Source organism: Streptomyces luteolus (assembly GCF_029968015.1).
Classification (GTDB): Bacteria; Actinomycetota; Actinomycetes; order Streptomycetales; family Streptomycetaceae; genus Streptomyces; species Streptomyces luteolus.
The window spans coordinates 98,820-122,710 of record NZ_JASCIS010000017.1; the positions used below are offsets into that span (position 1 = coordinate 98,820).

A 23,891-nucleotide genomic window follows, 5' to 3' on the forward strand; every position below is an offset into this window, starting at 1 on the left:
CCTTTTGGACACGCGGTGGACATCCCCGGTGAGAAAAGGACACGGAATCTGAGAACCTACAAACCGATCCGTCAGGTCTGCGCCATGTCCACGAAGCGCGAGTAGTGGCCCTGGAAGGCGACCGTGATCGTGGCCGTCGGGCCGTTACGGTGCTTGCCCACGATGATGTCCGCCTCGCCCGCGCGCGGCGACTCCTTCTCGTACGCATCCTCGCGGTGCAGCAGGATGACCATGTCCGCGTCCTGCTCGATGGAGCCGGACTCACGCAGGTCGGAGACCATCGGCTTCTTGTCCGTGCGCTGCTCGGGGCCACGGTTCAGCTGCGACAGCGCGATCACCGGGAGCTCCAGCTCCTTGGCAAGGAGCTTGAGGTTTCGCGACATGTCCGAGACCTCCTGCTGGCGGCTCTCGGCGCGCTTGGAGCCGCCGGACTGCATCAGCTGGAGGTAGTCGATGACGACGAGCTTCAGGTCGCTGCGCTGCTTCAGGCGGCGGCACTTGGCGCGGATCTCCATCATCGACAGGTTCGGGGAGTCGTCGATGTAGAGCGGGGCCGCCGAGACGTCGGGCATCCGGCGGGCGAGGCGGGTCCAGTCCTCGTCGGTCATCGTGCCGGAGCGCATATGGTGCAGCGCCACCCGCGCCTCGGCTGAGAGCAGACGCATCGCGATCTCGTTGCGCCCCATTTCGAGCGAGAAGATCACACTCGGCATGTTGTGCTTGATGGAGCAGGCCCGCGCGAAGTCGAGCGCCAGCGTGGACTTACCCATCGCGGGACGGGCGGCGATGATGACCATCTGGCCCGGGTGCAGGCCGTTGGTGAGCTGGTCGAGGTCGGTGAAGCCCGTCGGCACACCGGTCATCTCCCCGGACCGGGAGCCGATCGCCTCGATCTCGTCGAGCGCGCCCTCCATGATGTCGCCGAGCGGCAGATAGTCCTCGGTGGTGCGCTGCTCGGTGACCGCGTAGATCTCGGCCTGGGCGCTGTTGACGATCTCGTCGACGTCGCCGTCCGCCGCGTATCCCATCTGCGTGATGCGTGTGCCGGCCTCGACCAGGCGGCGCAGCACGGCGCGCTCGTGGACGATCTCCGCGTAGTACTCGGCGTTGGCCGCCGTCGGGACCGTCTGGACCAGGGTGTGCAGATAGGAGGCGCCGCCGACCTTGGTGATCTCGCCGCGCTTGGTGAGCTCGGCCGCCACGGTGATCGGGTCGGCGGGCTCCCCCTTCGCGTACAGGTCGAGGATCGACTGGTAGATCGTCTCGTGCGCCGGGCGGTAGAAGTCGTGGCCCTTGAGGACCTCCACGACGTCGGCGATGGCGTCCTTGGAGAGGAGCATGCCGCCGAGCACCGACTGCTCGGCGTCCAGGTCCTGCGGGGGCACGCGCTCGAAGGCCGAGCCGCCGTCCCACGGGCCGTCCCCGCCTCTGTCCTGGTCGTCGCGGCCGCGGCCGCCGTCCCTGCGCTGGCGGGTGACGGGCAGCCGGTCACCGGGACCGCTGTCGGTCCAGGGGCCTTCCAAGGGCTCGGACACCGTCACCGGGCCACCTCCTCCCGTCCGCCGAGCGGACCTCGCCGTGCCCACTCTTTCTACGGCACGGCACTGACAAACCAGAGACCCAACTCCGCTTCTGTCGCGTTGGTTATGTGGGGGTTTCCTGGAGCGGAAAACGGGGCGGGCGCCGGACCACGGTAGGCCCGCGGGCAACGTCAGCCAATCTGGTTATCCACAGGCTCTGTGGATGAAGGACCCTATGCTGTGGAGAACTCGCCGAATCCTGTGCACGACCCGGTGGACAGCGCTGTGAACAAGCCCTCAGACCTTCCGAAGAACAGGTTCTGACCTGGGCTTTTGTTGTCCCCCGGCTGTGCATAGGAAAAAGTTGCGGAACCGGGGCAAGATCAGGGCGACCGACGTCGCACGACGACCCGGGCCAGCCCTGCAGTAAGGGTCAGAATCACATTGCGTCCATTACCTGTGGAAGATTACATTGGAGCCCATGACCCAGGCTCCTTCCACCCCCGAGGCCACACCCAAGGCCGTCCGCAGACGGCACGATCGCGAGATCATCGCGCTCGCCGTGCCGGCCTTCGGAGCGCTGGTCGCCGAGCCCCTCTTCGTCATGGCCGACACCGCCATCGTCGGCCACCTCGGCACGGCCCAGCTGGCCGGCCTCGGCGTCGCCTCCGCCCTCCTGATGACGGGCGTCAGCATCTTCGTCTTCCTCGCCTACGCGACCACGGCCGCCGTCGCCCGCAGGGTCGGCGCCGGTGACATGCAGTCCGCGATCCGCCAGGGCATGGACGGCATCTGGCTCGCCCTGCTCATCGGCGTCGCGGTCGTCGCTGTCATCGTGCCGACCGCCCCGGCCGTCATCGACCTCTTCGGTGCCTCCGCGACCGCCGCCCCGCATGCGATCACCTATCTGCGGATCTCCGCCATCGGCATCCCGGCGATGCTCGTCGTCCTCGCCGCCACCGGCGTCCTCCGCGGCCTCCAGGACACCAGGACCCCGCTCTACGTCGCCATCGCCGGCTTCGTCGCCAACGCACTCCTGAACGTCGGCCTCGTCTACGGCGCCGGGCTCGGCATCGCAGGATCCGCCTGGGGCACGGCCATCGCGCAGGTCGGCATGGCGGTCGCTTACCTCGTCGTCGTGGTCCGCGGGGCCCGGCGCCACCACGCCTCGCTGCGCCCGGACGCCGCCGGAATCCGCGCCTGCGCCCAGGCCGGGGCCCCGCTCCTCGTCCGTACGCTCTCGCTGCGGGCGATCATGATCATTGCCACCGCGGTCGCCGCGCGCCTCGGGGACGCCGATATCGCCGCCCACCAGATCATCCTGACCCTGTGGAGCCTGCTCGCCTTCGCCCTGGACGCGATCGCCATCGCCGGGCAGGCGATCATCGGCCGCTATCTCGGCGCGGGCGACACCGACGGCGCCCGCGACGCCTGCCGCCGCATGGTGCAGTGGGGCGTCGCCTCCGGCGTCGTGCTGGGGCTCCTTGTGGTCGCCGCGCGGCCGGTCTTCCTGCCGCTGTTCACCAGCGACACCACAGTCCAGGACGCCGCGTTCATCGCCCTGCTCGTGGTGGCCGTGTCCCAGCCGGTCTCCGGTGTCGTCTTCGTGCTCGACGGGGTGCTGATGGGCGCGGGCGACGGCCCGTATCTGGCCTGGGCGATGCTCGCCACGCTGGCCGTCTTCACGCCGGTCGCCCTGCTCGTACCGTCCTTCGGTGGTGGACTGACCGCGCTCTGGGGAGCGATGGCGCTGATGATGGCGGTACGGATGATCACCCTGTGGCTGCGGGCCCGCTCGGGGCGCTGGATCGTCACGGGCGCCACACGCTGACGTTTCACGTGAAACAGCGCCACACACGCGGCCGAACTCCCGCCGTTTCACGTGAAACAGCGCCACACCCGGCCGAACGCCCCGCCTCCAACCCCTCGTACGAACAAAAGAGTTGGGCCCGCACCCCGAAAGGTGCGGGCCCAACTCTTCGACTCAGCAATGCCGAGCGCGACGCTTACGCGGCGACGACCTCGATGTTGACCTTGGCGGCCACCTCGGGGTGCAGGCGCACGGACGTCTCGTGGGCGCCCAGCGTCTTGATCGGCGAGCCCAGCTCGACGCGACGCTTGTCGATCTTCGGACCGCCGGAGGCCTCGATCGCCGAAGCGACGTCAGCCGGGGTGACGGAACCGAAGAGGCGACCGGCCTCGCCGGAGCGGACGGCAAGGCGAACCTTGACGGCCTCAAGCTGGCCCTTGATCTGGTTGGCCTGCTCGATGGTCTGGATCTCGTGGATCTTGCGAGCGCGGCGGATCTGCGCCACGTCCTGCTCGCCACCCTTGGTCCAGCGGATAGCGAACTTCCGCGGGATCAGGTAGTTGCGAGCGTAACCGTCCTTGACGTCGACGACGTCGCCCGCGGCACCGAGGCCGGAGACCTCGTGGGTGAGGATGATCTTCATGTTTCGGTCACCCTTCCCTTATCGCGCGGTGGACGTGTAGGGCAGCAGCGCCATCTCACGGCTGTTCTTCACGGCCGTGGCGACGTCACGCTGGTGCTGGGTGCAGTTGCCGGTCACGCGGCGGGCACGGATCTTGCCGCGGTCGGAAATGAACTTCCGCAGCATGTTCGTGTCCTTGTAGTCCACGTACGTGACCTTGTCCTTGCAGAAAGCGCAGACCTTTTTCTTCGGCTTGCGCACAGGCGGCTTAGCCATGGTGTTTCTCCTGTGTGATCAAGAAGTGTGGAGTGCGAGCCACGCCCCGTGAGAGAGCGATCCCTGGAAGGGAGCGATCCCTGGAAGGGAGCGATCCCTAGAAGGGGGCGATCCCTAGAAGGGGGGCTCGTCCGAGTAGCCGCCGCCGGAGCCGCCGGAGCTTCCGCCCCAGCCGCCACCGCCGCCGCCCTGCTGACCGCCGCCGGCCGGCGCACCGGTCGCCCAGGGGTCGTCGGCGGGAGCACCGCCGCCACCCTGCTGCTGACCGCCACCGGGGCCACCGCCCCAGCCGCCGCCACCGCCGCCGCCCTGCTGGCCACCGCCGCCGTAACCACCCTGGCCACCGCGACCGCTGGTCTTGGTGACCTTGGCCGTGGCGTTGCGCAGGCTGGCGCCGACCTCGTCGACGTCCAGCTCGTAGACCGTGCGCTTGATGCCCTCGCGGTCCTCGTACGACCGCTGCTTCAGACGGCCCTGCACGACGACGCGCATGCCGCGCTGGAGCGACTCCGCGACGTTCTCCGCCGCCTGACGCCAGACCGAGCAGGTCAGGAACAGGCTTTCGCCGTCCTTCCACTCATTGGTCTGCCGGTCGAAGGTGCGGGGAGTGGACGCGACACGGAACTTCGCGACCGCCGCACCGGAGGGGGTGAAGCGCAGCTCGGGGTCGTCGACAAGATTGCCGACGACCGTGATGACGGTCTCGCCTGCCATGGGGGAACCTCTCGGCGGGTTTGCTGCTGGCTGCTTGCTGCTACTCGAATCCCGGTTTCCGCTGAGCTAGTGAGCTCAGTGGGTCTCGGGACGGAGGACCTTGGTCCGGAGGACCGACTCGTTCAGGTTCATCTGGCGGTCGAGCTCCTTGACGACCGCAGGCTCGGCCTGCAGGTCGATGACCGAGTAGATGCCCTCGGGCTTCTTCTTGATCTCGTACGAGAGACGACGACGGCCCCAGGTGTCGACCTTCTCGACCTTTCCGTTGCCCTCACGGACGACGGAGAGGAAGTTCTCGATCAGCGGGGAGACAGCGCGCTCCTCGAGATCGGGGTCGAGGATGACCATCACCTCGTAGTGACGCATGTAGAACCCACCTCCTTTGGACTCAGCGGCCACGGTCGTTCCGTGGCAGGAGGGTCGTGATGCGTACGCAACGGTATCGGCCACCACTGACAATCGGCTCCCGCGAACGGGGCGCGTGCTGTGGCCTGGGCAGACACCGGTGCAGACGGTACAGAGTACCCGCACGTCGCCTTCCGGTTGAAATCAAGAGGTCAGGGGCCGCAATCTGTACACATCGGGTGTCCATGGCGCTACGATGCGCCGCCTCTTGCCAGGAGGTGCCTCATGGCACAGGCAGTACGTAGGAACACGGCAAGCTCCCTCCTCGCCACGGATGGGAAGCCACACCCCGTCCAGGACACGCTCCTCGCCGTGACGCTGGTCCTCGGGCTCGTCGCGTTCGTCACGGCGATGTTCCACCACCTGCATCTGCTCAGCTCCTGGGCGGGACTCGTGGGGATCATCACGGGCGGGTACGGGCAGTACATCAGCGAGACCACACGCGAGCGCTTCCTGATGGTGATCGGGCTCGGAGCTGCGGCCATCGGCTTCTTCCTGGGCATGGCGCACGGCGGGCTGTTCGGGGGAGTGTTCGGCTGACGCGCTGACGGCCTGACGGCTCCTGACGGCTCCTGACGGCTCCTGACGGCTCCTGACGGAACTTGCTCGGGCTGCCCGGGAACTCCCCGGGCAGCCCGAGCCCGCGTATACGGCCATACGGCCAGTCGGGGCGCTCCCCGGGCGCAGTAGGCTTCGGCCGGTGAGCCGGAAGCCCCTGCCCCATGGGGACACACCAGCCGAGGAGCGCCCCGCATGAGCCTGACCCTGAGGACCATCAGCCGAGAGCAGCATCTGGCATACATCCAGAGCCTGCCGTCGGCTAGCCACTGCCAGGTCCCGGCGTGGGCTGATGTGAAGAACGAATGGCGCTCCGAGTGCCTGGGCTGGTTCGACAAGGCCGGTGAGCTGGTCGGCGTCGGCCTGGTGCTCTACCGCCAGCTGCCCAAGATCAAGCGCTACCTCGCGTACCTCCCCGAGGGCCCGGTCATCAACTGGCATGCGCCGAACCTCGAGGACTGGCTCAACCCGATGCTGGCGCATCTGAAGCAGCAGGGCGCGTTCTCGGTGAAGATGGGCCCGCCGGTCGTGATCCGCCGCTGGGAGGCGCCGTCCATCAAGAAGGGCATCCAGGACCCGGACGTGAAGCGTCTGCGGGACATCGAGGCCGATGTGATCGAGCCGCGTGCCTTTGAAGTCTCCGACCGGCTGCGGAAGCTGGGCTGGCAGCAGGGCGAGGACGGCGGTGCCGGCTTCGGTGACGTACAGCCGCGCTATGTGTTCCAGGTGCCGCTCGCCAACCGCTCGCTCGACGAGGTGCAGAAGAGCTTCAACCAGCTCTGGCGCCGCAACATCAAGAAGGCCGACAAGGCCGGCGTCGAGGTCGTCCAGGGCGGCTACGACGACCTTCCGGTCTGGCAGGAGCTGTACGAGATCACAGCCGAGCGCGACCGGTTCCGGCCGCGTCCGCTCAGCTACTTCCAGCGGCAGTGGAAGGCCCTCAACGCCGAGGACCCCAACCGCATGCGGCTCTACATCGCCAAGCACGAGGGCGAGCCGCTGGCCGCGGCGACGATGCTGACCGTCGGCAGCCACGTCTGGTACTCGTACGGCGCCTCCGTGAACCACAAGCGTGAGGTGCGGCCGTCCAACGCGATGCAGTGGCGGATGCTGCGGGACTCGTACGCGCTCGGCGCGAGCGTCTACGACCTGCGGGGCATCTCCGACACCCTGGACGAGTCGGACCACCTCTTCGGCCTGATCCAGTTCAAGGTCGGCACCGGCGGCGAGGCCGTCGAGTACATCGGCGAGTGGGACTTCCCGCTCAACAAGGTGCTGCACAAGGCGCTCGAGATCTACATGTCGAAGCGCTGACCGAGCACAATTACCCCCGCACTCCAAGACCGCAAAGACCGCAGACACATACGGCACACAAGAAAGGTTCCGGGACCGGCCATGGCGCTCACGCTCTACGTCGACACCACGCGCTGGCGGGCACACCACAAGCAGGTGCTCGAACAGTTCCCGGGCCTCGTGCCCGTCTGCAAAGGCAACGGCTACGGCTTCGGGCACGAACGGCTCGCGGACGAGGCGACCCGCTTCGGCTCCGACATGCTCGCCGTGGGCACGACCTACGAAGCGGCCCGCATCAAGGACTGGTTCAGCGGTGACCTGCTCGTCCTCACACCGTTCCGCCGGGGCGAGGAGCCCGTTCCGCTGCCGGACCGCGTGATCCGCTCGGTCTCGTCCGTGGAGGGCGTGCACGGTCTGGTGGGCGCCCGGGTCGTCATCGAGGTCATGAGCTCGATGAAGCGGCACGGCGTCAGCGAGCAGGAGCTCGGGCAGCTGCACGCGGCCATCGAGGACGTGCGCCTGGAGGGCTTCGGCATCCATCTGCCGCTCGACCGCACCGACGGCTCGGACGCCGTCGAGGAGGTCATCGCGTGGATGGACCGGCTGCGCGCGGCCCGTCTTCCGCTGCACACCATGTTCGTGAGCCACCTCTCGGCGCAGGAACTGGCCCGGCTGCAGCAGCAGTTCCCGCAGACCCGCTTCCGCGTGCGGATCGGTACGCGGCTCTGGCTGGGCGACCACGACGCGACCGAGTACCGCGGCTCCGTCCTCGACGTGACCCGGGTCTCCAAGGGCGAGCGCTTCGGCTACCGCCAGCAGAAGACCGCCTCGGACGGCTACCTGGTCGTCGTCGCGGGCGGTACGTCGCACGGCGTGGGCCTGGAGGCGCCGAAGGCGCTGCACGGTGTGATGCCGCGCGCCAAGGGGGTGGCCCGCGCCGGCCTCGCCACGGTCAACCGGAACCTGGCGCCCTTCGTCTGGGCGGGCAAGCAGCGGTGGTTCGCGGAGCCGCCGCACATGCAGGTGTCGATCCTGTTCGTGCCGTCGGACGCGCCGGAGCCGAAGGTCGGCGAGGAGCTGGTGGCCCATCTCCGGCACACCACCACGCAGTTCGACCGCCTGGTCGACCGCTGATCGTTCGGGTTCAACGAGTCGACCGCTGATCATTCGAGTACGGCGAAGGGCCGGCCGCGGATTCCGCGGCCGGCCCTTCGCGTTCTACTGGCGGCACCGTTCGCTCAGGGCGAACTGTCCTCAGCTGCGCTCTGCCGGGCGCCCCAGGCGACGTACGTACCGCCGCTCACCGCCGCCGCGGCATGCCGGGGCGGGTGGGCCGCTCTGCCCATGACGAGCGCGTCGGGCGCCCGGTCCAGGGCGCCGCCCGAGGGGTCGTCGGAGCCGTCGCGGCGGACCACGTCCCGCTCGGGCATGAGGATGTCGCGTACGACCACGGCGCAGAGGTACAGCGTGCCCAGCAGGTGCGCCAGGATCGCGAGTTGGTAGCCCTCCTGCGGGAGGCCTTGGTGCTGGTCACCGCTGGTCGTGTAGGCGAGGTAGAGCCAGATCCCCAGGAAGTAGACGACCTCGCCGGCCTGCCAGATCAGGAAGTCCCGCCAGCGCGGCCGGGCGAGCGCGGCGAGCGGGATCAGCCAGAGCACGTACTGCGGTGAGTAGACCTTGTTCGTCAGGATGAACGCGGCGACGACGAGCAGGGCGAGCTGGGCGAAGCGGGGCCTGCGCGGGGCGGTCAGGGTGAGCCCGGCGATACCGAGGCAGGCCAGGGCCATCAGAAGCGTCGCGAGGGTGTTGACGGTGTCGGTGTCGAGCGCGTTGTCGCTGCGCTGCTGCAGGATCAGCCAGAACGAGCCGAAGTCGACGCCGCGCTCCTGGCTGAACGTATAGAACTTCTTCCACCCCTCGGGCGCGAGCAGCATCACCGGCAGGTTGACGACCAGCCAGGAGCCTGCCGTCCCGGCGGCCGCGGCCAGGAACTCCCGCCACTTCCCGGCCCGCAGGCACAGCACGAGCAGCGGGCCGAGCAGCAGTACGGGATAGAGCTTGGCGGCGGTCGCGAGCCCGAGGAGTACACCGAAGGCCACCGCCCGCCCCCGCGACCACATCAGCATGGCCGCCGCCGTGAGCGCGATGGCGAGCAGATCCCAGTTGATGGTCGCGGTGAGCGCGAAGGCCGGGGCGAGCGCGACGAGGAGGCCGTCCCAGGGGCGGCGGCGGTGGGTGCGCGTGACGCAGACCGCGATGACGACGGCGCACACCATCAGCATCCCGGCGTTCACCAGCCAGTAGATCTGCTCACGGTGCTGAATCGTGCCGCCGTCGGGCACGACCCAGGAGGCGACCTCCATGAACACCCCGGTGAGGACCGGGTACTCCAGGTACTCCATGTCCCCGGAGAGCTTGTCGAAGTACGGCACGAGCCCTTCGGCGAAGCCGCGTCCGGCGAAGAGGTGCGGGATGTCGGAGTAGCAGGCGTGCGTGTACTGCGAGCCGGAGCCGTAGAACCACGCACCGTTGTAGCAGGGCAGCTTCTGCACCATGCCGAGCGCGAACATCCCGAGGGCGACGAGCGCGATGACCCGCACCGGGGTCCACCACCCCGCCCCGAACAGCACCCTGCGCCCCAGCGGCCCACCGATCAACTCGCTGCCCGCCCGGGCGACTTCGTCCTGTCTGGTGGGCGCGACCACCGGGACGGGCCCGGTGGATTCGAGGGCGGACGCACCGTCCCCCTGGGGCTGCGAGTGCGGCGCGCTCGGGTTCGGGCTCGTGCTGCTCGTCATGGGGTCATCCTGCCGTACGGGCCTGGGGACATACGGAGGGCCGCCGCACCCTGGGGTGCGACGGCCCTCGTTTCACGTGAAACACGCGCCGGGTCGGCCTTTCAGCGGCCGCGGGGCTACTCCTCCGGTCGGCCGGCCGGGCCGCCGAACCATCCGCCTCCGCCGCTGTCTCCGCCGTCCGCGCCGCCTGTGGGCGGCTCCGGAGTGGTGGTTTCGCCGCCGGTGGCGCCGCCGTCAGTGCCGCCGGTGTCCGTACCGCCGTCGGTCGTGCCGCCGTTCTGGTTGCACTTCCAGTCGAACGGGTCGCAGGACTCGCCGGGGCTCGGCTCACCGCTGGGCGAGCCGGAGGGGTCCGGTTCCGTCGGGGTCGCCGTCGCGCTGTCCTCCGGGTCCGGCGTCTCCGTCGGGGAGGGCGGTGCGGTCGGCTTGCCGACGATCTCGCCGATCTTCTCGGCCTCCGGGAAGGGCTCAGGCGGCATGAATTCCTTCATGGCGGCCTTCATGTAGTCCTTCCAGATCTGCGCCGGAATGTCACCACCGTGAATGGACGGCACACCACCGGTGCCGTTCATGGACAGCAGCTTGCCTTCCTTGGGATCCGTACGGAAGAGCGTGACCGAGGTCGAGAGCTCCCGGGTGTAGCCGACGAACCAGGCCGACTTGTTCTTGTCGGTGGTACCGGTCTTGCCAGCCACGGGGAAGCCGATGTCGGCGATCTTCTTGCCGGTACCGGTCTTGATCACGTCCTGCAGGACGTCGGTGACGTTGTTGGCGACCGCGGAGTCCATCGCCGTCTTCCGCTTGGGCTTCTCGAAGCCGGGGAGGATCTCTTCCTTGCCGTTCTTGGTCAGCGTCACCTTGGACACGGAGTACGGCTCGTAGTGCGCGCCCTCGGCCGCGAACGAGCCGTACGAGTCGGCCATCCGGATCGCACTGGGCGTGGACGTACCCAGGGAGAACGAGGCGTTCTTCAGGTTCCCCTTGTCGAAGCTCTCCTCAAGGATGCCGGTGCGTGCGGCGAGGTCCCGGGTCTTGGAGAGACCCACGTCGATGCCGAGCTGCACGAACGGGGTGTTGATGGACTGCTCCATCGCCTTGCGGAGCGTGACCTTGCCCCACATCCGGTCGCTCTCGTTCTTCTGCCGGAACGGATTGCCCTCGGCGTCCTTGATCGGGTTGCCGTTCTGGTCGTTGATGATCAGCCGGTCGTCACCGTTGTAGAGGCTCTCCGGTGACAGGGGCGTCCCGCCGCTCTCGACCGTGCCCTCCTCCATGGCGGAGGCGAGCACATACGGCTTCCAGGTCGAACCGACCGGCACACCACGGGTGTTGGCGTTGTTGGTGTAGTGCCCCTTGTCCATGCCCTCGCCGCCGTACAGCGCGACGATGGCTCCGCTCTTCGGATCCACGGACGCCGCGCCGAACTGCACGAACTTGTCTCTGGACCGTTTGTCGGGATCGAGGAAGGCCTTCTTGGTCTTCTCGACGGCCTTCTCCATCTGCTTGACCCTCGTCTTGTTGAAGGTCGTGTAGATCTTGTAGCCGCCCTGCTCCAGCTCCTCCGGGGAGATGTCGAGCTTGGTGGTCACATAGTCCTTGGCCGTGTCGACGAGATAGCCGGTCTGGCCGGACAGCGAGGACTTCTGCTTCGCCAGCTCGGGGAACTTGGTGATCTGGTCCCGCTTCGACTTCTCCAGGTTGCCGGTCTCGACCATCCGGTCGAGGATCCACTTCCAACGCGCGTGCGCCCGCTTGGTGTTGGCCTCGCGAGACGCGTTGGCACCGACGCCGCCGTCGGGGTTGTAGAGGTTCGGGCCCTTGAGGACGGCTGCGAGGAAGGCGCTCTCGCTCAGGGACAGCTCCTCGGCGTCCTTGTCGAAGTAGGCCTGCGCCGCCGACTGGATGCCGTAGGCGTTGCGGCCGTAGTACGCGGCGTTCAAGTAGCCGGCGAGGACGTCGTCCTTCTCCATCTCCGCGCCGACCTTTATGGAGATGAAGAGCTCGCGCGCCTTACGCGTGAGGGTCTGGCTCTGGTCCAGGTAGGTGTTCTTCACGAACTGCTGGGTGATCGTCGAGCCACCCTGGGTCTCGCCGCCGGTCGCCATGTTGAACACGGCGCGGCCGATACCCATGGGGTCGATACCGCTGTCCTTGTAGAACGTGGCGTTCTCGGCGGAGATGACCGCATAGCGCATGTGCTCGGGAATTTTGTAGATCGGAACGATCTGCCGGTTCTGGGTACCACCGGTCGCCGCCATCTGTGTGTCGTCGTCCCAGTAGAAGACGTTGGTCTGCGCCTCCGCCTTCTTCACGTCCGGGATCTCCACCAGGGCGTACGCGATGCCGCCGGCGACCATCATCGCCGCGCAGAACGCGACGAACGTGCCCGTGACCTGCTTCCAGGACGGCACGAACCTGCGCCAGCCGAGCTTGCCGGCCCGCGGGTAGTCGATGATCCGCCGCTTGCCCGGAGGCACGGCACCCCGGCCTCGGCCGCGGCCCGGGCCACCGGCGCCGGGACCACCCGGCCCACCGGAACCGCCGCCACCGCGACGGCCGCCGCCGCCCCCGACGGCTCCGCGCCCCGCTCCGGCGCCGGCTGCGGCGCCCTCGGCCGCGCGTCGGCGGCCTCCGCCGGAACGCTGCGCTGCACGCCGGGCCGCGGCCCGGCCCTCGTACGGCTGCTCCTGTCCGGCGGACGACGAGTCTTGCGACTCGTACGAACCGGAAGGAGACCCTGTGGCACTACGCGGTGCTGCGCGCCGACCGGGGGATCCGGTGACGCCGCGCCTGACCGCGGCACGTCCGCCGCCCTGCGACTGCGGCGGTTTGCGACGGTGCTCGCTCATCGAACGACTACTCCTCGGGCAGGCGCGAGGTCGCGCGCCTGGAAGCGGCAGGTGATTTCCGGTTCCCCCCTAGTACGGACGCGCCCCGGAAGGCTCGCGTCCGCACTGCACCCAGGACGACGACGCCGTTTGGCGCCTCGCGGTTCCCGGTGCTCTGCATGGCGCACACACTACGCACCACCAAAACCCTCCTAGCCCTGAAGTTCACCCCAAATCAGGCAACTTGCTTCCCACGAATCGGTGATGTGACGCCGTTCACCGTGACCCCACTTGCTGCCTTCGGAGGGCCGTTCTATCGTCGTGATGTATCGAGTCGATACATCAGCTCGGCATAAAGAGTCCCGGCACAACGAGGCACAACGAGGCACAACCAGTGCGGCACAGCGCGTGCGGCACGAAGAGTCGCGAGAGGAGGCGAACGATGAGCAGGCGCTCCGGCATCCTCGAGTTCGCCGTCCTGGGCCTGCTGCGTGAGTCCCCGATGCACGGATACGAGCTGCGCAAGCGGCTCAACACCTCACTCGGGGTGTTCCGGGCCTTCAGCTACGGGTCGCTCTACCCCTGCCTCAAGGCGCTGGTCGCGAGCGGCTGGCTGATCGAAGAGCCGGGCAACCACCCGGAGGACCCCCTCGCCGCGCCCCTGGCCGGCCGCCGCGCCAAGATCGTCTACAGGCTCACGGCGGAGGGCAAGGAACACTTCGAGGAGCTCCTCTCCCAGACGGGCCCGGACGCGTACGAGGACGAGCACTTCGCCGCGCGCTTCGCCTTCTTCGGGCAGACGTCACGGGACGTACGCATGCGGGTGCTCGAAGGGCGCAGGAGCCGGCTCGAGGAGCGGCTCGAGAAGATGCGCGCCTCCCTCGCCAGGACCCGTGAGCGCCTTGACGACTACACGCTCGAGCTGCAGCGCCACGGCATGGAGTCCGTGGAGCGCGAAGTGCGCTGGCTGAACGAGCTCATCGAGAGCGAGCGGGCGGGACGCGACCAGCAGCGGTCGACCCCCGGCGGCTCGGCTCAGCAGGACACCTCAGGAAACCGGCGGGACACCGCGGGAAACCGGCGGGATTCGGCAGGCAACCAGCGGGACCCCGCAGGCAACCAGCAGGACACCGCAGGAAAACAGCAGGACACCTCAGGAAAAGCGGGCGGCCTGCCCCGGAACCGGGACAGCTCCCGGCCGGATCCGTCCGCCGACACCGAAAAGTGAGGCAGCCCCGCGATCCGCGGGACCTCATCGAGAACGAACAGGGAGCAACCGGAATGGGTTCGGTTCGCGTAGCCATCGTCGGCGTGGGCAACTGCGCCGCCTCGCTGGTGCAGGGCGTCGAGTACTACAAGGACGCCGACCCGGCGTCGAAGGTCCCGGGCCTGATGCACGTCCAGTTCGGCGACTACCACGTCAAGGACGTCGAGTTCGTCGCCGCCTTCGACGTGGACGCGAAGAAGGTCGGCCTTGACCTCTCGGACGCGATCGGCGCCAGCGAGAACAACACCATCAAGATCTGCGACGTCCCGAACAGCGGCGTCCAGGTCCAGCGCGGCCACACCCACGACGGCCTGGGCAAGTACTACCGCCAGACCATCGAGGAGTCCGCCGAGGCGCCCGTCGACGTCGTCCAGGTCCTCAAGGACAAGCAGGTCGACGTGCTCGTCTGCTACCTGCCGGTCGGCTCCGAGGACGCGGCGAAGTTCTACGCCCAGTGCGCCATCGACGCCAAGGTCGCCTTCGTCAACGCCCTCCCGGTCTTCATCGCCGGCACCAAGGAGTGGGCGGACAAGTTCACCGAGGCCGGCGTCCCGATCGTCGGTGACGACATCAAGTCGCAGGTCGGCGCCACCATCACGCACCGCGTCATGGCGAAGCTCTTCGAGGACAGGGGCGTCATCCTGGACCGCACGATGCAGCTGAACGTCGGCGGCAACATGGACTTCAAGAACATGCTCGAGCGCGAGCGCCTGGAGTCCAAGAAGATCTCCAAGACGCAGGCGGTCACCTCGCAGATCCGCGACCGCGAGCTCGGCGAGGACAACGTCCACATCGGCCCGTCCGACTACGTCGCCTGGCTCGACGACCGCAAGTGGGCGTACGTCCGCCTCGAAGGCCGCGCCTTCGGCGACGTCCCGCTGAACCTGGAGTACAAGCTCGAGGTCTGGGACTCCCCGAACTCGGCCGGCGTCATCATCGACGCCCTGCGCGCCGCGAAGATCGCCAAGGACCGCGGCATCGGCGGCCCGATCTTGTCGGCGTCGAGCTACTTCATGAAGTCCCCGCCGGTCCAGTACTACGACGACGAGGCCCGCGAGAACGTCGAGAAGTTCATCAACGGCGAGGTCGAGCGCTGACCTCTCCTGCCTTACGCATCCACGGCCGCCCACGCCCCGGATGCTCAGGTTCCTTGATCGCAGGCCCCCAGGAAATCCCCCCGGGGGCCTGCGCGTTGTGTGAGGCTTGGCGCCATGGCCGTCGTACGTGATCTGCGCGTACTAGTGCGCTTCCGGGACTTCCGGCGCCTGCTCGCCGTCCGCCTGCTGTCCCAGGCAGCCGACGGGGTCTACCAGGTGGCGCTCGCCACGTACGTCGTCTTCTCACCGGAGAAGCAGGCCTCGCCCGCCGCCATCGCCTCCGCCATGGCCGTGCTGCTCCTGCCGTACTCCGTCGTCGGCCCGTTCGCCGGCGTCCTCCTGGACCGCTGGCCACGGCAGCGGGTCTTCCTCTACGGCAATCTGCTGCGTGCGGTCCTGGCCTGCGCCACCGCCCTGCTGATCCTGGGCGGCGTCCCCGACTGGCTGTTCTACGCCTCGGCCCTCTGCGTCACGGCCGTCAACCGCTTCGTCCTCGCGGGACTCTCCGCCGCGCTGCCCCGCGTGGTCGACGCCGAGCGGCTCGTCATCGCCAACTCCCTTTCCCCCACGGCCGGAACGCTCGCCGCGACCGTCGGCGGCGGCCTCGCCTTCGTCGTACGCCTGGCGGGCTCCGGATCGGACGCCCTGGTCGTGCTCCTCGGCGCCGCGCTCTACCTCTGCTCGGCCCTCGCCGCGCTGCGCATCCCGCGCACCCTCCTCGGCCCCGACCCGGACGAGGTCCAACCGCGCCTCGGAGCGGCCCTCGCCTCCACGGCCAGGGGACTGATCGACGGCGTACGGCACCTCGCCGCCCCCGAACGGCGTCCTGCGGCAAGGGCACTGGGGGCGATGACCCTGATGCGGTTCTGCTACGGCGCGCTGCTCGTGATGGTCCTGATGCTGTGCCGGTACGCCTGGTCCTCGGACGAGGCCGCCGGGCTCGCGCTGCTCGGCCTGGCCGTCGGCTTCTCGGGCGCGGGCTTCTTCGCCGCGGCCGTCCTGACGCCGCTGGCCGCCGAGCGGTTCGGGCCGCGGGGCTGGATCGCGGTGTGCGCGGGCGCGGCCGCCGTCCTGGAACCGGCCCTCGGCCTGCCCTTCGCCCCGGTCCCGATGCTGATCGCCGCGTTCGTCCTCGGCCTGGTCACACAGGGCGCGAAGATCGCCACGGACACGGCGGTCCAGTCCGCGGTGGCCGACGCCTACCGTGGCCGGATCTTCTCCGTCTACGACGTGCTGTTCAACGTGGCCTTCGTGGGCGCGGCGGGAGTGGCCGCCCTGATGCTCCCACCGGACGGGAGGTCGGTGGTGCTCGTGGTGGCGGTGGGGTTGATGTACGCGGGGATTGCTGGGCTTATGTCCCGAAGTACCCCTCAGTAAGTGTCACATCAATGACACAGACATGACCCGGGGTTCTGGGGCGCAGACGCGGGCGGATAGCTTTTCGTTCGTCAACTACGCGCCAAGTCTTTCCAGTTCTAGGGGGAACCCAGTGACCACTCCGCCGCCTCAGGGCCAGAATCCGTACGGCCAGCCCCAGGGCGGGAACCCCTACGGCGGGCAGGCCCCGCAGGGCTACCCGCAGCAGCAGCCCTCGCCGTACATGCAGGGCGGGCCGGCCGCGCCGCCGCCCCCGGCCAGCAACAGGTCGAAGCTCGCCACCCCCAAGAACATCGCCATGGCCGTGATCGTCGTGGCGATGATGATTGTCGGCGGGATAACCAGCCTCAACGACGCTGAGGCGGCCGAGGTCGGCGACTGCATGAGCGTCGAGGACGAGGCCAGCACCACGGACCCGGGCCTCGAGGTCGTGGACTGCGGCGACTCCAAGGCGAAGTACAAGGTCGCCGACAAGAAGGAAGGCTCCGCAGGCGGCTGCGACCGCACGCGTTACTCGGAGTACACGCAGACCGGCAAGGGCGAGGACTTCACCCTCTGCCTGGAGGACTACACGCCGTAAGTACGCGGCCGACCAGTCCGAGGGGGCGCTGTTTCACGTGAAACAGCGCCCCTTCCGCGTACGTCCGGTCATGCCGAAGGGGTCGTGTTTCACGTGAAACACGACCCCTTCCCCGTGCCCGACGGGCGACTCAGTCCTGCTGGGTCCACCACTCCTTGAGCGCGGACACCGCCGCGTCCCGCTCCATCGGCCCGTGCTCCAGGCGCAGTTCGAGCAGGAACTTGTACGCGCTGCCGATCACCGGACCGGGGCCGACGCCCAGGATCTCCATGATCTCGTTGCCGTCGAGGGCGGGGCGGATGGCGTCCAGCTCCTCCTGCTCCTGCAGCCGCGCGATCCGCTCCTCCAGGCCGTCGTACGCCCGCGAGAGCGCGCCCGCCTTGCGCTTGTTGCGCGTCGTACAGTCCGAGCGGGTCAGCTTGTGCAGCCGGTCGAGCAGCGGGCCTCCGTCGCGTACGTAGCGCCGTACCGCGGAGTCCGTCCACTCGCCCGTGCCGTAGCCGTGGAAGCGGAGGTGCAGCTCGACCAGGCGGGAGACGTCCTTCACGAGCTCGTTGGAGTACTTGAGCGCGGTCATGCGCTTCTTCGTCATCTTGGCGCCGACCACCTCGTGGTGGTGGAAGGAGACCCGCCCGTCCTTCTCGAAGCGCCGCGTCCTCGGCTTGCCGATGTCGTGCAGCAGCGCCGCGATCCGCAGCGTGAGGTCCGGCTCCCCGTCCTCCAGGGCGATGGCCTGCTCAAGGACGGTCAGGGAGTGCTCGTAGACGTCCTTGTGCCGATGGTGCTCGTCGCTCTCCAGACGCAGCGCGGGCAGCTCCGGCAGGACGTGGTCGGCGAGGCCCGTGCCCACGAGGAGAGCGAGGCCCTTGCGCGGGTGCGCGGAGAGCAGCAGCTTGTTCAGCTCGTCCCGCACCCGCTCGGCCGAGACGATCTCCAGGCGCTCCGCCATGGCCGTCATCGCGGCGACCACCTCGGGTGCCACCACGAAGTCCAGCTGCGCGGCGAACCGGGCGGCCCGCATCATCCGCAGCGGGTCGTCCGAGAAGGACTCCTCCGGCGTGCTCGGCGTGCGCAGCACGCGCGTGGCGAGGTCGTCCAGGCCGCCGTGCGGATCGATGAACTCCTTCTCAGGCAGCGCCACGGCCATCGCGTTGACGGTGAAGTCGCGGCGCACGAGGTCCTGCTCGATGGAGTCGCCGTAGGACACCTCGGGCTTGCGGGAGGTGCGGTCGTACGCCTCGGAGCGGTACGTCGTGACCTCGATCTGGAAGTCCTGCTCGGCGTCCCCGACCCTGGCCTGCTTCTGGCAGCCCACCGTGCCGAAGGCGATCCCGACCTCCCACACCGCGTCCGCCCAGGGCCGGACGATCTTCAGTACGTCCTCGGGGCGGGCGTCGGTCGTGAAGTCCAGGTCGTTGCCGAGCCGGCCGAGCAACGCGTCCCTGACCGAGCCGCCGACGAGGGCGAGCGAGAACCCGGCCGCGCGGAAGCGCTCGGCGAGCTCGTCGGCGACGGGGGACACGCGCAGCAGCTCGCTCACCGCGCGGCGCTGCACCTGGCTGAGGGCACTGGAGTTGTCTTCATTGGCGTTCGGCACAACAGAAAAGGGTACGGGGCCTGAGCTGCACCGGCTTCCCCGTTTTCCGGTGGGCCACCTCACCCACCCCGGCTCCCCCGTTCCCCACGCACCCCGACACGCTGCCGTGCGCCCCCGGGACGGTCCCAGTCCGGTTCCGGTCCGGTCCCGCGTACCGCCTCACCGGCCCGGTTCGACGCCCGGCGAAGTGGCCCGTACCGTCGCTGACCTGCCGGAGGGCTGCGGGAGCGCACCCCGGCACTCAGGCACAGCGCGCCTCGTTACCATGCGGGGACGCAAATGCGGACGACCACTGACGACGACGAGGGACGGGCGAGCGCGTGGCCGAGGCGGCAGACTTCCAGGGGATGACTCCCTCACCTGCCCGCCGGCGGTTCCGGCGTACGGCAGCGCTCCTGGCCGGAGCGCCGCTGCTCGCCGGTCTGCTGCAGCTCCCCGCCGCCCCCGCGGGCGCGGCCACGCCTGCCGCCAAGACACCCGAGGCCCCGTCGGCCCCCGCAGGCACCGGATCCGTCGACGTCTCCGTGGACAGCATGTCCCCGAGCACGCCGACGGACGACGACACCGTCACGGTCTCCGGCAAGGTCACCAACGAGGGCAGGCAGACGGTCACCGACGCGCACGTCGGCCTCCGCGTCGGCCCGACGCTGAACAACCGCTCCTCCGTCGACAACGCCGCCAAGCGGTCCGACTCGCTGCAGGGAGCCCTTGGCCGCGAGGTCGGCGGCAAGGACGGCAAGTACACCGAGGAGTTCGACAAGATCGCGCCCGGGGCGACGCAGAACTTCCGGCTCTCGGTCCCCGTCAAGGAGCTCGACCTCTCCGCGGACGGCGTGTACCAGCTGGGCGTCTCCCTCACCGGCCGCAGCGCCGCCCAGCCGTACGCGCAGGTGCTCGGCGTCGAGCGGACCTTCCTGCCCTGGCAGTCGGAGGCCCCGAGCGAGAAGACGAAGGTCAGCTTCCTCTGGCCGCTGATCTCCCGCACGCACCTCACCGCGGAGACCGCCTCCGACGAGCAGCAGACCCCGGTGTTCGCCGATGACAAGCTCGCCGAGGAGATCGCCCCCGGCGGCCGCCTTGAGCAGATGCTGTCCCTCGGCAAGGACCTGCCGGTGACCTGGGTCATCGATCCGGACCTCCTCGCCTCCCTCGACGCGATGGCCACCAAGGGCTACAACGTCGAGAACCCGGACGGCGGCAACCCGGTCCCGGGATCCGCCAAGAACCGTGCCCTGGCCAAGCAGTGGCTCAACAAACTGCAGCAGGCCGTCAAGGGCAAGAAGGTCGTCGCCCTGCCGTTCGCCGACCCGGACCTGGCCTCGCTCGCGCACCAGGGCAAGGCGGTCGGCGGTTCGCTGAGCCATCTGCAGCCCGCCACGGACGTCGCCGCCGAGACCGTGAAGATGGTCCTGCACGTCGAGCCGAGCACGGACTTCGCCTGGCCTGCCGAAGGCGCGGTCGACCCGTCCGTCGTCGACGTCGCCACCTCGGCCGGTGCGCACTCCGTGATCGCCCGCAGCGACAGCCTCCGCGAGTCGGGCGCCCTGCCTTACACCCCGACCGCGGCCCGCCCGATCGGAGGCGGCACCACGGCCGTGGTCGCCGACGCGCGCCTGTCGACCGCGTTCCAGGGCGATATGACGCGCGCCGAGAACTCCACGCTCGCGGTGCAGGAGTTCCTCGCCCAGAGCCAGATGATCACGCTGCAGGACCCGGACAGGCAGCGCAGCATCGTCGTCGCCCCGCAGCGCATGCCCACGGCCAGCCAGGCCCAGACGATGGCCCAGGCCCTCGGCGCCCTCGACTCCGAGAGCTGGACCGAGCCGGACGACCTGATCTCCGCCGCCAAGGCCACGCCCGACCCGAAGGCCACGACGCAGGTCCCCGGCACCGGCGCGTACCCCGCGAACCTGCGCAGGCAGGAGCTGCCGAGGGCGGCCTTCGAATCCGTCCGCACCACGCAGGAGACCCTGGGCCGCTTCAAGGTGATCCTGAGCGAGCCTGACCGGGTGGTCACGCCGTTCGGCCGGGCCATGGACCGCGAGCTGTCCACGTCCTGGCGCGGCCGCGCCCACGGGGCCGAGGCGTACCGCAACAGCGTGCAGCGCTACCTCACGACGCTCACCGGCCAGGTCCAGCTGATCGAGAAGACCGAGGCGAAGCTCTCGGGGCGCAGCGCGACCATCCCGATCACCGTCCAGAACAATCTGGTCCAGGGCGTCGAGAACCTGACGCTGCGCCTCACCTCCACCAAGCCGACCCGACTCAAGATCGGCGAGCAGCCGGGCCCGTACGAGGAACAGCCGATCAAGGTCTCCGGCGGGCACAGCCAGACCGTGAAGTTCACCACCACGGCCAACGCCAACGGCCCGGTCCCGGTCGTCGCCCAGCTCTACACCGAGGACGGCACTCCGTACGGCAAGGAGATCCGCTTCGACGTCGACGTCACCGAGATCACCCTGACCGTGATGCTGGTCATCGCAGGCGGCATCCTGCTGCTCGTCCTCGCAGGCTTCCGCATGTACACGCAGCGCAAGGCGGCCGCCCGCCGGGCCGAGGAGGAAGAGGCCGAGGCCGAGAACGGCGAGAACGGCGAGAACGGAGACGAGGACGGCGGCGAGAACGGCGACGGTCGGAAGAAGGGCGACGGCAGCCCCGAGTCCGGCCCTCCCGCCCCCGAGCAGCCGAGTGACCCGACACCGGACACCGCACCGGAAAGCACCGACCCGTCCGGCACGGGTGAGAGAGTGGACCGTTGAGCGATGACGTGGCCACTGGGGCCGCGGGACCGATGAGGTGGGGTAAGCATGAATGCGCCGTACGACGGTGACCGCGGCCAGGGCGCGGGCAGCGGCGACCCCTCGGGTGGGCACGTACCCCCGCAGCAGCCCACGCCGGACATGTACGTCGAGGACGCCTACGCCCAGGACCCGTACCGCGCCCAGGACCTGGCCGCCCAGGACCCGGTGACCGAGGCCCTCTACGACCGGTCCGCGCACCCGCCGCCGCCCCCGGGCACGTACGCGGACCCGCAGTCCCTGTACGCGCAGCCCACCCCGCCGCAGAACGCGCCGGACCCGCAGGTGTGGGCGCAGACCCCGGCCCCGGAGCCGGACGGCCCGTCCCGCCGGCTCCCGTACGGCGACGATGTCCGTACGACGCAGTTCGTCGGCGTCGACGACCTGGTCAGCCGGGCCGCCGAGGAGCGCCACGAGCCGGACGCGTTCGCGCACCTCTTCCGCGACCAGCAGCCGGGCTTCCGCGATCAGGGCGACACCCCGCTCTCGGTCCCCGCCCCGGCGGCGCCGCCGGTTCCGGGCGCGCCGTTGAGCGCCCCTGAGCCCGCGCAGGCTGCCCCGGCTCCCGCACCCGCCGCACCGCCGAAGAAGTCCGGCAAGGCCGCGGGCCTGCTGAAGTCGAGCGCGGTGATGGCGGCGGGCACGATGGTGTCGCGGCTCACGGGTTTCATCCGGTCCGCGCTGATCGTCTCGGCGCTCGGTGTCGGCCTTCTCGGTGACACCTTCCAGGTCGCCTACCAGCTGCCCACAATGATCTACATCCTCACGGTGGGCGGCGGTCTCAACTCGGTCTTCGTCCCGCAGCTGGTGCGGGCCATGAAGGAGGACGAGGACGGCGGTGAGGCCTACGCCAACCGTCTGCTGACCCTCGTCATGGTCGCCCTCGGGACGCTCACCGTCCTCGCGATCGTCGCGGCCCCGTTGCTGATCCGGGCGCTGTCCACCTCGGTCGCCGATGATCCGGCCGCCAACGAGGTCGGCGTCACGTTCGTCCGCTACTTCCTGCCCTCGATCTTCTTCATGGGCATCCACGTCGTGATGGGCCAGATCCTCAACGCCCGCGGGAAGTTCGGCGCGATGATGTGGACCCCGGTCCTCAACAACATCGTCATCATCGCCACGCTCGGCCTGTTCATCTGGGTGTACGGCTCGGCCGCGACCTCCGGCATGGAGGTCGACACGATCCCGCCGGAGGGCGAGCGGCTCCTCGGCATCGGTGTGCTCCTGGGCCTGGTCGTCCAGGCGCTGGCGATGATCCCGTACCTGCGGGAGACCGGCTTTCGGCTGCGGCCGCGGTTCGACTGGAAGGGCCACGGCCTCGGCAAGGCGGCGATGCTCGCCAAGTGGACGATGCTGTTCGTGCTCGCCAACCAGGCCGGCGCGCTCGTCGTGACCCAGCTGTCCACTGCGGCCGGCAAGGACTCCGCCGTCGACGGCACCGGCTTCGCCGCGTACGCCAACGCCCAGCTGATCTGGGGTCTGCCGCAGGCCATCATCACGGTCTCCCTGATGGCCGCGCTGCTGCCGCGGCTCTCCCGGTCCGCGCACGAGAACGACACCGGCGCGGTGCGCGACGACATCTCGCAGGGCCTGCGCACCACGTCCGTCGCGATCGTCCCGATCGCCTTCGGCTTCGTGGCCCTCGGCATCCCGATGTGCACGATGATCTTCGGCTCCTCCGGCACCGCCGAAGCCACGAACATGGGGTACATGCTGATGGCCTTCGGCCTCGGCCTGATCCCGTACTCCGTCCAGTACGTCGTTCTGCGCGCCTTCTACGCGTACGAAGACACCCGCACGCCCTTCTACAACACAGTCATCGTCGCGGTGGTCAACGCAGGGGCCTCCGCCCTCTGCTTCTTCGTGCTGCCGGCCCGCTGGGCGGTCGTGGGCATGGCCGCCTCGTACGGCATCGCGTACGCGATCGGCGTGAGCCTCGCCTGGCGGAGGCTGCGCGCCCGCCTCGGCGGCGACCTGGACGGCTCGCAGGTGCTGCGCACCTACGCCCGCCTCGCCATCGCCTCGGTCCCGGCCACACTCGCCGGTGGTGGGGCCGCGTACGCGATCACTCAGGGCCTGGGCCAGGATGTCGGCGGCTCGCTGGCCGCGCTCTTCGGCGGTGCCGTGGTGCTGTTCGGGGTCTTCTTCCTGGCCGCCCGCCGGATGCGCGTCCAGGAGCTGAACGCGCTCGTGGGCATGGTCCGGGGTCGGCTCGGCCGCTGATCCGACGCTTTGCCGCAGGTCTCGCACAACCATCCCCGGCCATCGCGTGTCGTGGATAGCGGCAGACTGTGGGCACAATTGGCTTTGGCGTGGGACAGCGTGCAACGGATGGGGAGGCAGGAACGACG

18 protein-coding genes are annotated in these 23,891 nt (G+C 69.2%); 10 read left to right on the forward strand and 8 right to left on the reverse strand.

The annotated features are described in order from the left end of the window. Positions 1–71 precede the first annotated feature (71 nt). Entirely contained in the window at positions 72–1,541 is a 1,470-nt protein-coding gene (gene dnaB, locus QIT00_RS18595; RefSeq protein ID WP_282536411.1) for a replicative DNA helicase, read from the reverse strand. Between the two features lie 460 nt (positions 1,542–2,001). Between dnaB and QIT00_RS18600 the strand changes: the two genes are divergently transcribed. Further along, positions 2,002–3,351, forward strand: a complete 1,350-nt coding sequence (locus tag QIT00_RS18600) for an MATE family efflux transporter (protein ID WP_282536412.1) — start codon at positions 2,002–2,004, stop codon at positions 3,349–3,351. 175 nt (positions 3,352–3,526) lie between these two features. On the opposite strand, the gene rplI is transcribed toward QIT00_RS18600, so the two are convergent. From rplI to rpsF, 4 genes are all read right to left on the reverse strand, one after another. Next, positions 3,527–3,973: a 50S ribosomal protein L9 gene (gene rplI, locus QIT00_RS18605; RefSeq protein WP_282536413.1), complete on the reverse strand. Its 447-nt coding sequence runs from the start codon at positions 3,971–3,973 to the stop codon at positions 3,527–3,529. 18 nt (positions 3,974–3,991) lie between these two features. Then, on the reverse strand, positions 3,992–4,228 hold the full coding sequence (gene rpsR / locus QIT00_RS18610) for a 30S ribosomal protein S18 (RefSeq protein ID WP_003949403.1): 237 nt from the start codon (positions 4,226–4,228) through the stop codon (positions 3,992–3,994). A gap of 114 nt (positions 4,229–4,342) precedes the next feature. Beyond that, a complete protein-coding gene (locus tag QIT00_RS18615) occupies positions 4,343–4,942 on the reverse strand; it encodes a single-stranded DNA-binding protein (RefSeq protein WP_282536414.1) in 600 nt (199 codons plus the stop codon). Positions 4,943–5,017: 75 nt separating this feature from the next. Then, the gene (rpsF, locus tag QIT00_RS18620; RefSeq protein WP_006604399.1) at positions 5,018–5,308 is read right to left on the reverse strand and encodes a 30S ribosomal protein S6; all 291 of its coding nucleotides are present in this window, start codon (positions 5,306–5,308) and stop codon (positions 5,018–5,020) included. 264 nt (positions 5,309–5,572) lie between these two features. Between rpsF and QIT00_RS18625 the strand changes: the two genes are divergently transcribed. From QIT00_RS18625 to QIT00_RS18635, 3 genes are all read left to right on the forward strand, one after another. Continuing rightward, positions 5,573–5,887: a hypothetical protein gene (locus QIT00_RS18625; RefSeq protein WP_282536415.1), complete on the forward strand. Its 315-nt coding sequence runs from the start codon at positions 5,573–5,575 to the stop codon at positions 5,885–5,887. A 213-nt stretch (positions 5,888–6,100) separates the two neighbouring features. After that, positions 6,101–7,219 carry a lipid II:glycine glycyltransferase FemX gene (locus QIT00_RS18630; protein WP_282536416.1) on the forward strand — a complete coding sequence of 373 codons (1,119 nt, stop codon included), beginning with the start codon at positions 6,101–6,103 and terminating at the stop codon, positions 7,217–7,219. 81 nt (positions 7,220–7,300) lie between these two features. Then, positions 7,301–8,332: an alanine racemase gene (locus QIT00_RS18635; RefSeq protein WP_282536417.1), complete on the forward strand. Its 1,032-nt coding sequence runs from the start codon at positions 7,301–7,303 to the stop codon at positions 8,330–8,332. Between the two features lie 104 nt (positions 8,333–8,436). On the opposite strand, the gene QIT00_RS18640 is transcribed toward QIT00_RS18635, so the two are convergent. Further along, complete coding sequence (locus QIT00_RS18640; RefSeq protein ID WP_282536418.1) at positions 8,437–9,996, reverse strand: glycosyltransferase family 87 protein; 1,560 nt, start codon at positions 9,994–9,996, stop codon at positions 8,437–8,439. A 116-nt stretch (positions 9,997–10,112) separates the two neighbouring features. Beyond that, positions 10,113–12,845 carry a transglycosylase domain-containing protein gene (locus QIT00_RS18645; RefSeq protein WP_282536419.1) on the reverse strand — a complete coding sequence of 911 codons (2,733 nt, stop codon included), beginning with the start codon at positions 12,843–12,845 and terminating at the stop codon, positions 10,113–10,115. Between the two features lie 421 nt (positions 12,846–13,266). Between QIT00_RS18645 and QIT00_RS18650 the strand changes: the two genes are divergently transcribed. The 4 genes from QIT00_RS18650 to QIT00_RS18665 all read left to right on the forward strand — a co-directional run bounded on the left by QIT00_RS18650 (position 13,267) and on the right by QIT00_RS18665 (position 17,145). Further along, positions 13,267–14,052: a PadR family transcriptional regulator gene (locus QIT00_RS18650; protein ID WP_282536420.1), complete on the forward strand. Its 786-nt coding sequence runs from the start codon at positions 13,267–13,269 to the stop codon at positions 14,050–14,052. A gap of 53 nt (positions 14,053–14,105) precedes the next feature. Beyond that, positions 14,106–15,188, forward strand: a complete 1,083-nt coding sequence (locus QIT00_RS18655) for an inositol-3-phosphate synthase (protein WP_282536421.1) — start codon at positions 14,106–14,108, stop codon at positions 15,186–15,188. Between the two features lie 114 nt (positions 15,189–15,302). Beyond that, complete coding sequence (locus tag QIT00_RS18660; RefSeq protein WP_282536422.1) at positions 15,303–16,565, forward strand: MFS transporter; 1,263 nt, start codon at positions 15,303–15,305, stop codon at positions 16,563–16,565. Positions 16,566–16,677: 112 nt separating this feature from the next. Then, positions 16,678–17,145 (forward strand): LppU/SCO3897 family protein, encoded by a 468-nt coding sequence (locus tag QIT00_RS18665; protein ID WP_282536423.1) that lies wholly within the window; start codon positions 16,678–16,680, stop codon positions 17,143–17,145. 130 nt (positions 17,146–17,275) lie between these two features. Here the strand turns inward: QIT00_RS18665 and QIT00_RS18670 are convergent, their stop codons facing one another. Beyond that, positions 17,276–18,742, reverse strand: coding sequence for a CCA tRNA nucleotidyltransferase (locus QIT00_RS18670; RefSeq protein ID WP_282536424.1), 1,467 nt, complete (start codon positions 18,740–18,742; stop codon positions 17,276–17,278). Positions 18,743–19,062: 320 nt separating this feature from the next. Here QIT00_RS18670 and QIT00_RS18675 point away from each other — a divergent pair, with 320 nt between their 5' ends. Together QIT00_RS18675 and murJ are read left to right on the forward strand one after the other, a co-directional pair. Next, positions 19,063–21,501, forward strand: coding sequence for a DUF6049 family protein (locus QIT00_RS18675; RefSeq protein WP_282536425.1), 2,439 nt, complete (start codon positions 19,063–19,065; stop codon positions 21,499–21,501). A gap of 48 nt (positions 21,502–21,549) precedes the next feature. Next, positions 21,550–23,763 (forward strand): murein biosynthesis integral membrane protein MurJ, encoded by a 2,214-nt coding sequence (gene murJ, locus QIT00_RS18680; RefSeq protein ID WP_282536426.1) that lies wholly within the window; start codon positions 21,550–21,552, stop codon positions 23,761–23,763. Positions 23,764–23,891 lie beyond the last annotated feature (128 nt).

Excerpts from the sequence above, each read along its gene's own strand:
- QIT00_RS18600 (WP_282536412.1), top strand. The coding sequence starts at position 2,002 with ATGACCCAGGCTCCTTCCACCCCCGAGGCCACACCCAAGGCCGTCCGC.
- rplI (WP_282536413.1), bottom strand. The coding sequence starts at position 3,973 with ATGAAGATCATCCTCACCCACGAGGTCTCCGGCCTCGGTGCCGCGGGC.
- rpsR (WP_003949403.1), bottom strand. The coding sequence starts at position 4,228 with ATGGCTAAGCCGCCTGTGCGCAAGCCGAAGAAAAAGGTCTGCGCTTTC.
- QIT00_RS18615 (WP_282536414.1), bottom strand. The coding sequence starts at position 4,942 with ATGGCAGGCGAGACCGTCATCACGGTCGTCGGCAATCTTGTCGACGAC.
- rpsF (WP_006604399.1), bottom strand. The coding sequence starts at position 5,308 with ATGCGTCACTACGAGGTGATGGTCATCCTCGACCCCGATCTCGAGGAG.
- QIT00_RS18625 (WP_282536415.1), top strand. The coding sequence starts at position 5,573 with ATGGCACAGGCAGTACGTAGGAACACGGCAAGCTCCCTCCTCGCCACG.
- QIT00_RS18630 (WP_282536416.1), top strand. The coding sequence starts at position 6,101 with ATGAGCCTGACCCTGAGGACCATCAGCCGAGAGCAGCATCTGGCATAC.
- QIT00_RS18635 (WP_282536417.1), top strand. The coding sequence starts at position 7,301 with ATGGCGCTCACGCTCTACGTCGACACCACGCGCTGGCGGGCACACCAC.
- QIT00_RS18640 (WP_282536418.1), bottom strand. The coding sequence starts at position 9,996 with ATGACGAGCAGCACGAGCCCGAACCCGAGCGCGCCGCACTCGCAGCCC.
- QIT00_RS18645 (WP_282536419.1), bottom strand. The coding sequence starts at position 12,845 with ATGAGCGAGCACCGTCGCAAACCGCCGCAGTCGCAGGGCGGCGGACGT.
- QIT00_RS18650 (WP_282536420.1), top strand. The coding sequence starts at position 13,267 with ATGAGCAGGCGCTCCGGCATCCTCGAGTTCGCCGTCCTGGGCCTGCTG.
- QIT00_RS18655 (WP_282536421.1), top strand. The coding sequence starts at position 14,106 with ATGGGTTCGGTTCGCGTAGCCATCGTCGGCGTGGGCAACTGCGCCGCC.
- QIT00_RS18660 (WP_282536422.1), top strand. The coding sequence starts at position 15,303 with ATGGCCGTCGTACGTGATCTGCGCGTACTAGTGCGCTTCCGGGACTTC.
- murJ (WP_282536426.1), top strand. The coding sequence starts at position 21,550 with ATGAATGCGCCGTACGACGGTGACCGCGGCCAGGGCGCGGGCAGCGGC.